This window comes from Novosphingobium olei (assembly GCF_012927405.1).
Lineage (GTDB): Bacteria > Pseudomonadota > Alphaproteobacteria > Sphingomonadales > Sphingomonadaceae > Novosphingobium > Novosphingobium olei.
Map to the genome: position 1 here is coordinate 766,388 of NZ_JABBGM010000002.1, position 14,516 is coordinate 780,903.

Annotated in this window: 14 protein-coding genes and 1 pseudogene; 4 read left to right on the forward strand and 11 right to left on the reverse strand. The window is 63.6% G+C overall.

Going from position 1 to position 14,516, the window contains the following annotated elements:
* From HHL27_RS07620 to HHL27_RS07645, 7 genes and pseudogenes are all read right to left on the reverse strand, one after another.
* The gene (locus tag HHL27_RS07620) at positions 1-1,581 is read right to left on the reverse strand and encodes a chemotaxis protein CheW (protein ID WP_169492740.1); all 1,581 of its coding nucleotides are present in this window, start codon (positions 1,579-1,581) and stop codon (positions 1-3) included.
* A 64-nt stretch (positions 1,582-1,645) separates the two neighbouring features.
* Complete coding sequence (locus HHL27_RS22870; protein WP_420874034.1) at positions 1,646-2,563, reverse strand: methyl-accepting chemotaxis protein; 918 nt, start codon at positions 2,561-2,563, stop codon at positions 1,646-1,648.
* 162 nt (positions 2,564-2,725) lie between these two features.
* Positions 2,726-3,625, reverse strand: a pseudogene (locus HHL27_RS22875) (methyl-accepting chemotaxis protein); the annotation flags it as partial.
* A 164-nt stretch (positions 3,626-3,789) separates the two neighbouring features.
* Positions 3,790-4,425 carry a glutathione S-transferase family protein gene (locus HHL27_RS07630; protein ID WP_169492742.1) on the reverse strand — a complete coding sequence of 212 codons (636 nt, stop codon included), beginning with the start codon at positions 4,423-4,425 and terminating at the stop codon, positions 3,790-3,792.
* A gap of 47 nt (positions 4,426-4,472) precedes the next feature.
* Complete coding sequence (locus HHL27_RS07635) at positions 4,473-5,228, reverse strand: SDR family NAD(P)-dependent oxidoreductase (protein ID WP_240959463.1); 756 nt, start codon at positions 5,226-5,228, stop codon at positions 4,473-4,475.
* 90 nt (positions 5,229-5,318) lie between these two features.
* Positions 5,319-5,684 carry a nuclear transport factor 2 family protein gene (locus HHL27_RS07640; RefSeq protein ID WP_169492743.1) on the reverse strand — a complete coding sequence of 122 codons (366 nt, stop codon included), beginning with the start codon at positions 5,682-5,684 and terminating at the stop codon, positions 5,319-5,321.
* Positions 5,685-5,705: 21 nt separating this feature from the next.
* Positions 5,706-6,056 (reverse strand): VOC family protein, encoded by a 351-nt coding sequence (locus HHL27_RS07645; protein ID WP_169492744.1) that lies wholly within the window; start codon positions 6,054-6,056, stop codon positions 5,706-5,708.
* 158 nt (positions 6,057-6,214) lie between these two features.
* On the opposite strand from HHL27_RS07645, the gene HHL27_RS07650 reads away from it, so the two are divergent.
* Positions 6,215-7,039: a phytanoyl-CoA dioxygenase family protein gene (locus HHL27_RS07650; protein WP_169492745.1), complete on the forward strand. Its 825-nt coding sequence runs from the start codon at positions 6,215-6,217 to the stop codon at positions 7,037-7,039.
* Positions 7,036-7,851: a phytanoyl-CoA dioxygenase family protein gene (locus tag HHL27_RS07655; protein WP_169492746.1), complete on the forward strand. Its 816-nt coding sequence runs from the start codon at positions 7,036-7,038 to the stop codon at positions 7,849-7,851. The genes HHL27_RS07650 and HHL27_RS07655 overlap by 4 nt, the downstream gene beginning before the upstream one ends.
* A gap of 29 nt (positions 7,852-7,880) precedes the next feature.
* Here HHL27_RS07655 and HHL27_RS07660 read toward each other — a convergent pair whose 3' ends face one another.
* Both HHL27_RS07660 and HHL27_RS07665 read right to left on the reverse strand, forming a co-directional pair.
* Positions 7,881-9,470, reverse strand: a complete 1,590-nt coding sequence (locus tag HHL27_RS07660) for a fatty acid--CoA ligase (protein ID WP_169492747.1) — start codon at positions 9,468-9,470, stop codon at positions 7,881-7,883.
* 41 nt (positions 9,471-9,511) lie between these two features.
* Positions 9,512-10,453, reverse strand: a complete 942-nt coding sequence (locus tag HHL27_RS07665) for an oxygenase MpaB family protein (RefSeq protein ID WP_169492748.1) — start codon at positions 10,451-10,453, stop codon at positions 9,512-9,514.
* An 88-nt stretch (positions 10,454-10,541) separates the two neighbouring features.
* Between HHL27_RS07665 and HHL27_RS07670 the strand changes: the two genes are divergently transcribed.
* Both HHL27_RS07670 and HHL27_RS07675 read left to right on the forward strand, forming a co-directional pair.
* The gene (locus tag HHL27_RS07670) at positions 10,542-11,228 is read left to right on the forward strand and encodes a TetR/AcrR family transcriptional regulator (RefSeq protein ID WP_240959464.1); all 687 of its coding nucleotides are present in this window, start codon (positions 10,542-10,544) and stop codon (positions 11,226-11,228) included.
* A gap of 65 nt (positions 11,229-11,293) precedes the next feature.
* On the forward strand, positions 11,294-12,523 hold the full coding sequence (locus HHL27_RS07675; RefSeq protein ID WP_169492750.1) for an acyl-CoA dehydrogenase family protein: 1,230 nt from the start codon (positions 11,294-11,296) through the stop codon (positions 12,521-12,523).
* 68 nt (positions 12,524-12,591) lie between these two features.
* On the opposite strand, the gene HHL27_RS07680 is transcribed toward HHL27_RS07675, so the two are convergent.
* Positions 12,592-13,662, reverse strand: coding sequence for an acyl-CoA dehydrogenase family protein (locus HHL27_RS07680; RefSeq protein ID WP_169492751.1), 1,071 nt, complete (start codon positions 13,660-13,662; stop codon positions 12,592-12,594).
* Positions 13,663-13,709: 47 nt separating this feature from the next.
* Complete coding sequence (locus tag HHL27_RS07685; RefSeq protein ID WP_277350549.1) at positions 13,710-14,369, reverse strand: TetR family transcriptional regulator; 660 nt, start codon at positions 14,367-14,369, stop codon at positions 13,710-13,712.
* Between the last annotated feature and the right edge of the window lie 147 nt (positions 14,370-14,516).

A 14,516-nucleotide genomic window follows, 5' to 3' on the forward strand; every position in this document is an offset into this window, starting at 1 on the left:
TCAGGCCGCCTCGGCTGCGGGAACGGCGGTCGCCAGCATCTGCTCGGCATCCAGCAGCAGGATCATCCGCCTTGCCTCAGGCAAGTTGGCGACGCGGCGGATCATCCGTCGCTGGCGGTCCGAGATTTCAGGTGCCGGCTTGATCAGGTCGCGCCGGATACGCATCACCTCGGACACGGAATCGACGATGAAGCCGGTCTGGACGCCGCCCATGGTGAACACGACGATGCGCTGGCGGTCGTTGTCATCAAGTGCAGGAAGATTGAAGCGGGCGCGCTGGTCGATCAGTGGGATCACCGCGCCGCGCAGGTTCATCACTCCCCGGATATAGTCCTCGGTACGCGGCACCTTGGCGAGATCCTCGGGCACGCGAACGATTTCCTGCACCGCGGCGATGTCGACGCCGAATTCTTCGTCCATCAGGCGGAATACGACGAACTGTTCCTCTTCGCCGGTACCGCCGGCGGCACGTGCATGGCTCGTTGCAGAAATCGCCATCGTCTCTCCCCCTGCTGCCTCTATCGCGCTTTCGAGCGCTCCCTCGATCGCGCGCCGATCGAACATGGCTTCGGCCGAGAGGATCGAGACCAGGCGCTTGCCGCCATCGAGACGGCAGATCGCGCTGAATTCGGACAAGTCGGCATTCTCGGCCAGCATCGGCGGCATCGCGTCTATCCCGCCGCGCCGAACTCGCAGGACCTCGTTCACGCGATCGAGGACCACGCCGACGATCAGGCCTCCATCGCCGATCGAGACGACCGCAACACGGTTGTGGTCGGCGCGCTCTGCAGCAGGCAGTCCGAACAGGCGGCGCAGGCAGACCACGGGCAGCAGGCGGTCACGCAGGCTGATAACGCCCATCACGCTTGGCGCGGCGCGGGGAACCCGGGTGACGTTTTCCGGGAGCTGTACGATTTCCCGCACGCTGTGGATTGGCAGCGCATATTCCTGGCCGGCTACCTCGAAGCTCACCAGCTGGATTTCGTCCTGCGCCGTATCGGACGCTTCGGAATGCGGCACCCCCGCGTTGGCCGTGGCTCCGATATCGCTCGCCTCGCTCCGTGCCAACGCGAGCGCTTCGAATTCCTGTTCGATGAGGCGCCCGCTATCGAGGATCATGACAAGGCCGAGCTCGCCCTGATCCTTGATCACGCCACGCAGCAGTTCGGAACGAACGCTGGTTTCGACCGAGGCGGCATCCTCGATGCGGCTGGTCTCAATCGTCACGACGCTGACCACGCGATCGACGACAATGCCGATCGGCTGGCCGTGGTCGAGGATCACGACACGCGTGGCATCGTCGGGCGCAACAGGTTCGCTGCCGAACAGGCTACGCGTATTGACGATCGGCAGGACCGTCCCCCGAAGGTTGGTAAGACCTTCGAGACTTTCCGGCGCCAGCGGCACCCGCACCACGTCGGGCATGCGGATGATCTCCTTTACCTCGTCGAGCGAGACCGCAAACGTCTCTCCCTCCACGGTAAAGATGGTGAACTGTCGCGACGTCCGCAGGTCGCCCGGCGTCATGCTTTCCGGCGCCGGACCGGCCACTTCGCCGGGAACGATTTTTGACTGGTACATCGCTTGAGTCCTCGCGCCTTGGCGGGATGAGTGGGGGCGGCAGCCTGGCGCCGATCCTTGCGGATCAGGCGTTGGTCTGCAGCTCGTCCGCCATCGACGCGATTTCCTCGATCGCAACAGCCAGTTCCTCGGCACCCTGGCTCTGCTGCTTGGCTGCGCTTGCGGCCTGGGTGCTCGCCTGATCGGCGTGCGTGGCGGCCGCAGCAATCTGGTTGATGCCCGTCTGCACTTCGGTCACCTGTCGCAGCATTTCGCTGGCACTGGTCTGGATGGCGCGATTGCCCTGAAGCACTTCGGACATGTCGTCGGTCACGCGGGCGAGGTCTGCGGTAATGACCTTGTTCTTCTCGACCTCGTCGAGAGCTGCGCGGCTTATCTCGTCGAGATCGCGGGCAACGTTGGCGATCTGCTCCTGGATCGTCTTGACCAGGTCCTTGATCCGATCGGCGTTCTCCGACGATTCCTCGGCAAGGTTGCGGATATCGTTGCTCACTACCGCGAACCCCTGGCCGAACTCGCCCGCGCGCGCGGCTTCGACCGATCCATTCACCGCCAGCATGTTGGTCTTGATACCGACCGTGGTGATCGCTTCGACAATCTTGTCGATGCGGCGCGATACCTGCCCAAGCTGCGTGACCTGGGCGCGCAGTCGCGTGTTGCCCTCTACCGATTCCGCCACCCCGCTGATCACTTCGTCGACTGACGCGCGGCTCTGCGCGATCAGCTGCGAAACGGCTTCACCGCGCTCCAGGCCCGCCGTTGCGGCCTCGCTCGATCGCTCGGCCCCCTTGCGGATCTGCTCCATGGCAGCCGCCGACTGGTTGGCCGCCGCAGCAGACGTCCGTGCGCCTCCCGAGATCTGGTCGATGGCCACCAGGATCTGGCTTGCCGACCGGTTGATTTCTTCGACGGCCGACGACAGCTCTTCCGCCGCTGACGCAACTTCCTCGGCACTTTTGCGCACGTCGGTCGAATTCTTCATGTCTTCGGCGATTTCGGACAGGTTCTGTGCCGTCTGATCGCTTTCGCGCAGCGCAGAGCCCTGCTGCTCGAGCGTCGCCAGGACTTCCTCGCACGCTGCCGACTGTTCGGCCGCGGCGCTCGAGATCGCTTCCGAACCCTTCTGCGCCTCTACCACCGCGGTTTCCGATTCCGCATTCAGGCGGGCGATGTCGCTTGCCCCGGCAAGGATCGCATCCATGTCCGCGCGCAGTTCGCCCAGGCGCTCGGTCACTTCGGCGCCCTTCTGCGCTTCGCTGCGCGCGCCTTCGGCCGAATGGAGGATGCCCTCGGCAATGACCTGCACTTCGGCCTGGATCTGCGCAACAAGTGACTGGATTTCGGTCGCGCTCTTTTCGGAGGTTTCCGCAAGCGTCCGCACTTCATCGGCGACGACGGCAAACCCCTTGCCATGCTCGCCCGCGCGGGCTGCCTCGATCGCGGCGTTCAGCGCCAGGAGGTTGGTCTGGTCCGCGATGCGCGCGACCGCCTTGACGATATCGCCGATGTTGGTCGCCTGGGCTTCGAGGTCGGCAACAGTCTTCACCGATGCGGCCTGACGCTCCGAAGCGGTTTCGAGCGCGCGGACCGAGGCGCCGATCTGGACGCGGTTTTCATCAAGCAGCTTCTGCAGGGCGCGGGTCTTGCCGAGCGACTGGTCGGCTGCCACGCGGCAATCGCGGACAAGGTTCGCGATTGCGCCGACATTGTTGAGCGACTGCTGGGCGGCGCTGGAGGCTTGCTCGGCACCGGCGGAAATCTGGGTCATCGCGGACTGGAGCAGGTCCAGCGCTTCGGAGGCTTCCGTCACCCCGCCGGCGAGCTGGATGCTGGCGGCGGCGATGCGCTCGGCTGCCTGCTGCTGGCGGGCATATGTGCGAGCAGCGCGCTTGCGGGCATCGGCCTCGCGGCTGCTCGCCCCATCGCTTGCAGCCGCCGGACGCGCTTTCGGCGCGCGTCGTTCGGCGAGCGCCTGGTTCGCCAGCACGCCCTTGTCGGGGCCGGCGCCATTGAGGTTTTCCTTCTTAACCAGGGCCATCGCCATCTCTCCGTTGCGGACCTGCCGGCAAGAAGAGGATGGGACTCAGACGTCCCGAAAAGCCGGCTCGTCACGGAAAATGGCGCTGATGCCTTACCGTCCGCTCCCCGTCAGGACACAGGTTATCCCTAAGGGGAGTGCGGTGAAGAGATGCTAACCCTTTTTCCTGTTCAGGCGAAAGGGATCTCGAGCCCCGGATCCGCTTTGGAGAGCGCCGCGCGCGCCTTCGTCGTGTCGAGCACGCGCTGGATGTAGGCGCGGATATTCGGGAAGCTGGAAAGGTCCTTGGGCACGAACAACCGACCGGTCGTCAACGTGAAGAAGTTCATCATGTCCGCTGCCGTAAACTGCTCGCCAGCAAGGTAGGGAACCTTGCCCAAACGCTCCTCAAGCGAAGCCCACGCAGTGTCGCCCCGCGCGGTCAATGCTGCTACTTGCGCCCGATCAACGCCCAACATTGCGATGATGATCTCCACCAGCATCGCCGGCTGCACGGTGCCTGCTGCATAGTGGAACCAGTAGAGGTAGTCGGCATAATTCGGTGCGTCCGGCGCCACGGTCAGCCTTCCAGCCCCGTACTTTCCGAGGATGTATTCGAACACCGCCGCGCTTTCGGCGAGGGTTACGTCACCGTCCTGGATCGTCGGCGCTGTCCCTGCCGGATGCAGGGCCTTGTATTCGGCAGGGGCCAGCCGGGTAACGGAATCGCGAGCGTAGAACTTCAGTTCATAGTCGAGGCCCAGTTCCTCGCACAGCCAGACGACCTTGTCCGACTGGCTCACTCCCAGGTGGTGGACGATCAGCATCGATTGCGTTCCTTTCGCGTGCCGGGTGTGGCCGGACATCTGGTGGTTCAGTGCATCCCGCCGTCGCAGCGGATGATTGCGCCTGTGACGAAGCTCGACGCATCGCTTGCCAGCCACAGGGCGGTGCCGACGATTTCTTCCGGCCTGCCCGGACGGCCGAGCGCGTTGGCCGACGTTTCGCGCATTTCTTCGGGCCAGGCCTTGGCGATGTCGGTCAGGAAGGGGCCTGCGCTGATGGCGTTCACTCTCACATTCGGGCCGTAACCATGCGCCAGCGACACGGTCATTGCGTTCAGCGCGGCCTTTGCGCCGCCATAGGGAATGGTGTTCGGGGCAGGGACCAATGCCCCGCTGGACGAAGTCACGATGATCGTGCCGCCCCGACCCATCTTCATCCGGTGCCCGACTTCGGCACAGAGCCGGAACGGGCCCTTGAAGTTGAGGTTCATGACGCTGTCGAACAACGCCTCGGTCACGTCTTGCGGAGGCACGGCCGGCGACATTCCGGCATTGGCGACAAGGATGTCGATCTGGCCGAACGCGGCGTAAGCCTGCTCGATCAGGCTGTTGACGTCATCCCAGCGTCCGGCGTGGACCGCGATGGCCGCCGAGCGCCGCCCTTTCCCACGAATTTCGTCGGCGACTTCGTTGCAGGCCTCGATCTTGCGACTGGCAATGATCACATCTGCGCCGGCATCGGCGAAGGCAAGAGCCATCTGCCGGCCGAGGCCCCGCGAGCCGCCGGTGATCAATGCCACCTTGCCCGACAGGTCGAACAGGCCGGGATGCGACATCGCGCTCATCAGGCAGAAACTCCCCTTCTGGCGCCCGTCCAGAAAGGGAGCGGCCAGCTTGTTACTTGGTTGGACAAGTAGCGTGCATGGCGATCGGCATCAACCCGCCGCAACCGGTGCGAACTTGTGTGTGTAGACTTCGTTGAAAACAATTAGTCCATCCTGCAGGCGGCAGTGGTCGAACCCGCGCATGCGGATCGCTTCCGCGCCCGTGCCAAAGTCCATGTACCAGCGACCGATGAAGCCGCCATCGATGGCCTGAACCCATTCGGGCGCATAGTCCCACGCAGGCACTGCTGCGAACAGCCCTGCAAGGTAGGCGCGCAGGGCTTCCTTCCCCTTCAGCCCGGCCGGCACCCCTTCGTCGTAATACTCGATACCCTCGTGATAGAACGAGAGTACGCCCTCCACCGACTTCGCTGTCCACTGTTCCAGCCACCGCCGGTTGAAATCCTCGATATCCATGAGCCTGTCTCCCTTTCACGCTCAGCCGCGCTGGATGCCTTCGACGATGTGACCCTCTCGGTCGGTGAACATGGCATAGCTGATGCCAAGCTGATCGAGCCGCGTGATCGGCGTGGTGGTCTTGCCGCCATTGGCCTCCACGCGGCCGGCAAATGCGGACAGATCGTCGGTATCGAACACGAGGATCGCTTCGCCCGTGCCAGGCGAGGTGTCATCGGTCAGGATAACCAGGCCAGCGCCCTTGCCGTCGGCCGAGGCCATGATCACTTCGGTCATCGGTCCGGCCGAGAACCGTCCTGTTTCCTTGAAGCCGCACACGGCGGCGTAGAAGGCCACTGATGCCTCCAGATCAGCCACCACAAGCTTCGTCATCGTCAATCTTGTCACGCATCTCTCCCGAACTGGTCGATTCTGACCACTAATTCATGGTGGAAGGCATTATCAGCGTTGACAACACAATTCGCCCGCAGGACCTTGGCACCAATCAAGGCAGGCCGCGCAGATGGCCGCCGCTTTGGAGTGGAGCTGAAATGGCGACCCTTGCCCGGGCGGATGCGCCCCCTCGAGATCTTTGCGCGGAAAAGCAGCAGCTTGCAGAAGAGGGCTTTTGCGTCGTGCCCGATGTGCTGCCGCTGGGTGAAGTCGCCGAAGTCGTTCGCCGCCTCTATCGTGCGGCGGAGGCGAGCGAGCGCAATGGTGTGGCCACCTACATGCCGATCCTCGATCCCAACGCAGCCAATGTGCGCGTGTTCTATCTTCTCGAACATGACGAAGTGTTCCGCGATCTGATCCGGCACCCTTTGGCGGTCGAACTGGTTCAGGCGTTGCTGGGGCAGGAATTCCTGATTTCGAACTTTACTGCCAACATTGCCCGGCCCGGCTCGGGATCGATGTTCCTTCATTCCGACCAGTCGCTAGTCGTGCCCGAGCCCTGGCTCGAACCATGGGCAATCAACATCATCTGGTGCCTGTCCGACGTGCATTTCGAAAATGGCGGCACCTTGCACATCAAGGGCAGCCACAGGTGGCGTACCCGCGCAGACGTGCCCGACAATGCGCAAGACCTGCTGCAATCCTTCGTTGCCCCGGCGGGGTCGATCGTGGCGATGGATGGTCGCATGTGGCACACGTCGGGCGCGAACATCACCGAGGATGAGGAGCGACCGCTGCTCTTTGGCTATTACACCAAGCCATTCCTGCGGCCCCAGGTGAACTGGAACGTTGCGCTTAGCCATGAAACCCAGGCTTCGCTCGATGAGCGCATGCAGATCTGGCTCGGGCTCGGCCTGACCGCCAATACCGGCATTGTCGATGGACATGTCAATCGGCAGTCCGGGAACGGGGGCCGTTCGTGAGCGCCGCCCTCGAAACCGCGCGTCCCGTCGTCTTGCCAGAACCGACGCGTGATCTTGCCCAAGGGCTGCGCAACATCGCCGAACACGGCCTGACGCTGGTTCCCGACGTCCTGACCGGCGACGCCCTGAAATCCGCCCGCGACGCCTTGTATCGTGCGGCCGCATCCGACAGGGCTAGGGGGCGCGAGCAGAAGTTCTCGCTCGACTACGGCCACGATGACAGCAACCAGCGCGTGTGGAACGTGCTTAGCCGCGATCCGGTGTTCGAGGACATGGCGTTCCATCCCATCGCCATCGAATATGTCCGCGCTCTGCTTGGATGGCCCGCGCTGCTCGGAAATCTCTCTGCCAACATCACCGGGCCGGGCGGGGGCGAAATGATCCTCCACGCCGACCAGATCTTCGTGCCCGAACCTTGGTCGGTCGAACCGCAAGGCATGAACGTGGCGTGGTGTCTCGACGAATTTACCGAGGAAAACGGCGGCACGCGCTTCGTGCCGGGCAGCCACAAGCTCAACCGCGCGCCTCGACCCGATGAGGCCGAAGTCCAGACGGCGGCGATCGTTGCCCCTGCGGGCTCGATCGCGATCTTTGAAAGCCGTGTCTGGCACAAGACCGGTCACAATCGCACATCTGACCAGACCCGTGCGGGTGTCTTTGCCTGGTATACCAAGCCAATCTATCGCCAGCAGGAGAACTGGGCCCTGTCACTGCGCCCCGAGACGCGCCAATTCGCCAGCGATGACGCGCTGACCTTGCTCGGTTTCAAGACGGAAGGGCTGGGCCTGGTCAACGGAAGGTCGCCCGACTGACCTTTTGCGCCTGGCCGGGTGCACCGCCGTCAGTGAACCTGCCGCTCCATTCCTTCCCAATAGGGAGCGCGCAGCGCCCGGCGAAGGATCTTGCCTGAGGCATTGCGCGGCAGCGTCTCGATCACGTCGACGCTCTTTGGGACCTTGAACCCGGCGAGCCGTTCGCGCGTCCAGGCGATTACGCTTGCCGGCTCGATGCTGTGGCCGGGGCGGGGGACGCAGACCGCCTTGACTGCTTCACCCCATTTCTCGTCCGGGACGCCGATCACCGCGACTTCTGCAACGTCAGGATGACCGTAGATGGCGCTCTCGACTTGCGCCGGATAAACATTCTCTCCGCCCGAAATGATCATGTCCTTGATCCGGTCTTGGATGTGAACATAGCCATCGGCATCGAGCGATCCCGCATCGCCCGTCGCCAGCCAGCCATCATCGGTCAACGTCGCGCGGGTTGCCTGCGGGAGTTTCCAATAACAAATCATGTTGTTGGTCGAACGCGTCTGGATCTCGCCGACTTCGCCGGCATCCAGGACCCGCCCATCTTCGCCGACGATCCGCACCTCGACGCCGGGCAGGGGCCGCCCCGCAGAGCGCATCCGCGCATTGCCCTCGGGACTATGATCCTCGGGCGGCAATGTGCAGAACGTGCCCGCAGTCTCGGTCATGCCATAGGCCTGAACGAAGCCCGCATCGAACATCGCGATGCATTCGCGCAGCAGCTCGAGCGGGATTGGGCTTGCCCCGTACACGATATAACGGATGCGGCTGAAATCCACGCGTGCACAATCGGGATGGCGCAGCAGCATCTGCAGCGCAGCAGGCACGATGAAGAAGCGTGTCACGCCCTTCTGCTCAACCGCATCGAACACTTCGCGCGGGTCGAATTCGGCGAGGATCACCGCCGGAAGCCCCGCCGCTAGCGCGTTCACGCCAAGCCCGGTCCCGCCGATGTGGGCGCAAGGCATGGTGACAAGGATTGCCTCGTCATCGTCGAAGGCCTGGTGCGGCTCCTGCCCTTCATGCTGCTTGCGCAACCCGAACAGGTTCATGTTGGACAGCACCGCACCCTTGGGATTGCCGGTCGTGCCGGAGGTGTACAGTTGCAGCACCGGATCATGGGGCCCGGCGGGCGCAAAGACTGCGGGCCTCGCAGCGGCGATCCGTGCGCGCGCTTCGCTTGCGGTAAGGCAGGCGCGGGTGTCAGCCGCTGCTTTTAAATGTTCGACGAGGTGGTCGAATCCGTCGCCCAGAAATACCGCCCGGGCCTCGGCATTTCCGGCAATCCAGGTTGCCTCTGCAGTTGCAAGCCGCCAGCCGATGGGGACCATCACGACACCGGCGCGTGCTGCCGCGAAGAACAGCGAGAAGTACAGCGTGCAGTTCTTGCCAATCCAGGCAATTCGATCGCCCTTGCCAATGCCGAGGTCCGCCAGCACACCCGCGATCCGCGCCGTCGTCTCCTCGAGCTGCGCGAAATCCAGCGTCGTGTCGGGCCCGTCGAGCGCGATGCGCTGCGGCCGGTCGGCCGCCCAAAAGCGGATGAACCCGTCGAATGTGAACAGATGCGCCGTTCGTGCGACCGTATCCGTCGCCGCGCGGGCGATCGTGCCTTGTTTCATCCCAGTCCCCTGCAACCTGCTTCGTGGCGGGCTGCTTTTGTTTAACTTCTTGTGAGCATGCGTCGCTGCCTATCGCTTGGCAACCATGCAAAATGACCAGGGAGGCCGAGCCGCTCCGCCGCCTGCCAGGCAGGAGAGGTCGTGTCGCGCCAAGCATCGGCCAGGCGTCCGGCAGCCTTGAGTGCAACACGGTCGAGCGGGGAGAGGTCCCATTCACACCCCAGTTCGAGCCGTTGGCGCACCACTGGTGGCAGGATCGACACCGCGCCTCTGGCAAGCGTGCGATGCAGGGCCTTCGGCGTGCCCGGCGCGGCCTTGCCCGAGGCGATGATGTTCAGGAATTCCGTGTTGATCGGGTGCGGTTCGAAATCGGGCAGAAGTTCCTCCATCATGGTCAGGAAGTCCGCTTCCGAAGCGGCGACTTGGGTAACGCCATAAAGCGCGGCGACCGGTGCGCCTTCCTCGAAGAAGCGGGTCTGGTCAGCTGGAGATAGAGGCCTGACGAATGTGTGATAGGCCTTCATGAAGCCATATGCCGCTGTCGCATGGACCCAGTTGAGCAGTTCGGGTTCAAGCGCCTTGTAGGGGCAACCCGCTGGTGTCGTTCCGCCTACCTTGGCGTGCATGCGGTTGACCCCGCCGATCACCTTGCGCGCCATCGATTCAGGGCCATAGACCCCGACCATCGCCGCCATCCCGGTGCGGCGTGAACGGCCGATGGGATCGACCGGATAGACCGAATGCTCCCACACTCCAGTCCGGATGCGGGCATCCGCGAACTCCAGCAGCACAGCCGCGACACCGCCGACACCCATCGCGATCATGTTGCGGAACACTTTCCACTGAACGGAATCGGGCGGCACCAGTGATGGCTCACCAGCCGGATGGCGGTAGTCGACGGTCCACTCGCGCTTTGCGGCAGCTCTGGCGCGCTCTTCCACCGTGGAATCGAATTGACCGTCTTCGGGATCACGTAGCGCCATTATTCGAACTCACTGAACCTATCACGTGATATACGGCGTATCATCCGATAGGTTTCCCCGCAAGCGCTTACCGGCTATGTACGGTGTGATGATCGACAGCCTGCTTTCCGCCGCCGTAACCGCCCACGATGCGCCAGCCTTGCCCGAAACGACACGCGAACGCATCCTGCGGGTGGGCATGGCCTGTTTTGCGCAGGAGGGCTTCGCCGGGGCAACCACGCGCATGATCGCCAGTGCGGCGGGTGTGACGCTGCCGGTTATCGCGTATCACTTCGGCAACAAGGATGGCCTGCACCTCGCCTGCGCCGAAGAGATCGTGGAGCAGCACCGCCGGCGCCTGCTGCCCGTTGCAGCGGCTGCGCGCTGTGCCGCCGATGACGGAAGCCTGACCGGCGACCAGGCGCGCGTCTGGCTTGAAAAGATCCTCGCCGCGCTTGTCGCGGCCATCACCGCCGACGACGAGCAGCGGCTGGCTACCGACTTCGTCCTGCGTGAACTCAGCGAGCAGGGGCCGGGCTACCACCTTCTGTACGAGGAGCTGTGGAAGCCGGGCATGGAATTGGTGGCAGAGCTGATTGCCATCGCGCGCGGCAAGGGAGCCGCCGACCAGAGCGATCGGGTGGGCGCGATGATGCTGCTTGCCTCGTTGTCCTCGCTCACGCGTGACGAGCCGGTGGCCAGCGCCTTCCTTGGCGGGAGCGCGTCCGAAGACCCGCACAAGACGCTTATCGGTGAATGCGCCCTGCGCATGCTTTCAGGACTTATTGCCTCGTAACACGCCTTGCAGGTCTACGTCCCGCTTGTTATCAAGCTTGATAAACAAGTGACAGGAAGAGTGGAATGGACCTGGACTGGACGGCAGAGGATCTGGCTTTCGCTGCGCAGGCGCGCGAATTCTTCGAAAGCGAACTGACGCCCGAACTGCGCGATGCCGGCCGCTTGATGACCAGCGTCTACGGCGATCATGACCTTGGCATGGAATGGCAGGCCAAGCTGCATGCCAAGGGTTGGGCAGCCCCGCACTGGCAGGTCGAACACGGTGGTCAGGACTGGACAGACGCGCAGCATTACCTGTTCGAGCGCGAGCGCATCCTGGCGGGCGCGCCGCCGGTCTCGCCCATGGGCATCCACATGGTAGCCTACGTCATCCAGGCTTACGGTACGCCAGAGCAGAAGGCGTTTTTTCTGCCACGCATCCTGTCGGGCGAAGTGTTCTTCTGCCAGGGCTACAGCGAACCGCAGTCCGGCTCGGACCTCGCCTCGCTGCAGATGCGCGCCGATTCCGATGGCGATGATCTCGTCCTCAACGGCTCCAAGATCTGGACAACCCACGCGCAGCAGGCGAACTGGATGTTCTGTCTCGTGCGTACCACGCGCGGGCTTCGCCCCCAGCAGGGCATCACCTTCCTGCTGGTCGACATGACCACACCCGGCGTGCTTGTCCGCCCGCTGGTCATGACATCGGGTGAGACGGTGCAGAACCAGGTGTTCTTCACAGACGTGCGCGTACCGAAGTCGAACGTCATCGGCGCGATCGACGACGGCTGGACGGTGGCGAAGTATCTGCTCGAATTCGAGCGTGGTGCGCGTGGCTATTCCGCAGGTCTCAAGGTTCGAGCCGAGGCGCTGCGCGAGCATGCGCGCACCACGCCCACGCCGGAGGGCATGCTTATCGACGACGAGGTGTTCGCCTCGCGCCTCGCGCGGCTGATGATGAAGCTCGACGTGCTTGAAGTGCTGGAATTCAAGCTGCTTGCAGGTGCGCGGGACGATGGTTCGGTCGGCGCCCTTTCCTCGATGATGAAGGTGCTGGGCACCGAGCTTGCGACCGAGATGACCGAACTCGTCTATCGAGCCGCGGGTACCACCGGCACGGTCTACCAGCCACACGTTACGCGGCCCGGCGGCGCGGTGCCCAACTATACGCCGCCCGAAGATGGCGGCAGCATCGGCGATGTGTGGCAGGCCCTTGCGCCCTTGCGCTATTTCAACGAACGTGCGGGGCCGATCTACGCCGGTTCGAACGAGATCCAGCGCAACATTCTCGCCAAGCGCGTGCTCGGTCTCTGACCCTGTCGGACACAAAAAGGGGCCCGGTACCAGCACGGTACCGGGGCCCTTTTTTTCCTGCTGGCGGTTCAGGCGACCTTCAGTTTGCGATACCGCCTGGTGTGCGCGTCGGCATCGCCGAACTGATTTTCGATCGCTGTCGTTCGGCGGAAATAATGGCCGACGCGCAGTTCTTCGGTCAGGCCCATGCCGCCGTGCAATTGCACCGCCTGCTGTCCGATGTAGCGTGCCGCTTCACCGACCTGGGCCTTCGCGGCGGAAACCGCTGCTGGATCGTTACCGCGCAGAGCGGCAAGGATTGCCGCAGCGGCGCTCTGTTCAAGCTGGATGCGCATGTCGACCATGCGATGCTGCAGCACCTGGAACGAGGCCAGGGCCTGTCCGAACTGCTTGCGCTGCTTCGTGTATTCGACGGTGTCATCAAGCAGCGTACGCATCAGGCCAACACCCTCGGCACAAACGGCCGCAGTGCCGGCATCAACCGCCGCTGCGATGGCAGCCGCTGCAGCATCGCCTGCAGCAATCAGTGTGGCCGCCGTGCCGTCGAGCAGCAGATCGGCGGCAGGATGATCATCGATAAGCCGGTAATCGCGGGCGGGTACGTCACCGTCGATGCGGAAGACGCCAAGCCCTCGCGGCGTGCGCGCCGTCACCAGCACGGTGTCCGCCTGCGCGGCCCAGCGCACCGCGCGCTTGGTACCGGTCAGCCGCCATACGTCGCCGTCCAGGGTTGCTTCGGTCAGCACCGAAAGCGCATCCCCACGGCTCTGCGCCTCTTCCCAGCCGAGCACCACGACCTTGCCGGCCGCAAGCGCCGTGCCGAGTTCGTCCTGTCCGCCGAGGCGCTCTAGCAGCGTGCCGACCGTCACTGCAGCCTCGATATAGGGCGTTGCCGCCAAGGCGCCGCCAAGCGCTTCGGCCACCACCATATGCGCCTGCGATCCATGTCCGAATCCGCCCCAGGCCTCGGGCAAGCCCGCACCGGCAAGGCCAAGCGCACCCTGCATCTCGTCCCAGAAGGCCCGCATTGCCGCCCCGCCACGCATCTCGCGCCGACGGTCAAAGGGCAGGTACTGCTTCAGCCAGCCAGACACGCTGTCGGCCAGCATGCGCAGGTCTTCGTCGAGTTCGAGATTCACCGAGCGTTCTCCCAAGGGTCGTTTATCAGTTCTGATAACGAGCCTTTTCAGAGAAGCAAGCCGCGCATGAGTGTTTCGACCGTATGCTCGCGATAACGTTCGTGCAGCGCCTGGTCGGCGCTCGGCAGACCGCCAAAAACCGCCGATAAGGTGAAGCGGTTGGAATAGAGACCGTCGGCAGATCCGATAGTGTTGAAATAGAACAGCTTGGGGTCGACGTCGCGGAATTCTCCCGCCGCGATCCCTTCAGCGATGATCCTGGCCTGGGCGGCGGCGATCGGGATCAGCAGTTCATCGGCGATGTGCTGCACGCGTTGCGGATCGGCTTCGCGCACCATCACCTGGATCAGGCGGTTGAGGTACGGGATCTGGTAATAGGTATCGAGGATGCCGCGCAGGTGCACCCGCATGCGCTCGGTGGGGGTTACATTGAGCGCGAACAGCCGGTCCAGTTGGCGGATACGGCGATAGACGTCGCGATCCAGCAGCGCGAGTAATAGCCCTTCCTTGCTGCCAAAAAAGTAGCGGATCATCGCGTGGTTCACGCCCGCGCGCTGCGCAATGTCGACGATCCCAATCTCGATCGTGTCGAGTTCGCGCATAAGCGCGCTGGTGGCATCGAGCAGCGCCTCCCGACTGTTTTCCCGCGATCCGCGTCCCGCGGTGGCGGGAAGGGGGGAAGGGTCTGCGCGATCGCTTTTGCTCATGACCCGGTTTGATCGCGCAAAGCTGCACTTGGCAAGCCTTTGCCGCGCCTGTCTGGCAAAAATGCCACACTTTCACGTTTGTTCGTTATCATGATTGATAACTACCTATCACATGATAAAAGCGCGCGGAAAGAGGTTTCAAGGGAG

Excerpts from the sequence above, each read along its gene's own strand:
- HHL27_RS07630 (WP_169492742.1), bottom strand. The coding sequence starts at position 4,425 with ATGCTGATCGTCCACCACCTGGGAGTGAGCCAGTCGGACAAGGTCGTC.
- HHL27_RS07620 (WP_169492740.1), bottom strand. The coding sequence starts at position 1,581 with ATGTACCAGTCAAAAATCGTTCCCGGCGAAGTGGCCGGTCCGGCGCCG.
- HHL27_RS22870 (WP_420874034.1), bottom strand. The coding sequence starts at position 2,563 with ATGAAGAATTCGACCGACGTGCGCAAAAGTGCCGAGGAAGTTGCGTCA.
- HHL27_RS07675 (WP_169492750.1), top strand. The coding sequence starts at position 11,294 with ATGGACCTGGACTGGACGGCAGAGGATCTGGCTTTCGCTGCGCAGGCG.
- HHL27_RS07635 (WP_240959463.1), bottom strand. The coding sequence starts at position 5,228 with ATGAGCGCGATGTCGCATCCCGGCCTGTTCGACCTGTCGGGCAAGGTG.
- HHL27_RS07685 (WP_277350549.1), bottom strand. The coding sequence starts at position 14,369 with ATGAGCAAAAGCGATCGCGCAGACCCTTCCCCCCTTCCCGCCACCGCG.
- HHL27_RS07670 (WP_240959464.1), top strand. The coding sequence starts at position 10,542 with ATGATCGACAGCCTGCTTTCCGCCGCCGTAACCGCCCACGATGCGCCA.
- HHL27_RS07645 (WP_169492744.1), bottom strand. The coding sequence starts at position 6,056 with ATGACGAAGCTTGTGGTGGCTGATCTGGAGGCATCAGTGGCCTTCTAC.
- HHL27_RS07650 (WP_169492745.1), top strand. The coding sequence starts at position 6,215 with ATGGCGACCCTTGCCCGGGCGGATGCGCCCCCTCGAGATCTTTGCGCG.
- HHL27_RS07640 (WP_169492743.1), bottom strand. The coding sequence starts at position 5,684 with ATGGATATCGAGGATTTCAACCGGCGGTGGCTGGAACAGTGGACAGCG.
- HHL27_RS07660 (WP_169492747.1), bottom strand. The coding sequence starts at position 9,470 with ATGAAACAAGGCACGATCGCCCGCGCGGCGACGGATACGGTCGCACGA.
- HHL27_RS07665 (WP_169492748.1), bottom strand. The coding sequence starts at position 10,453 with ATGGCGCTACGTGATCCCGAAGACGGTCAATTCGATTCCACGGTGGAA.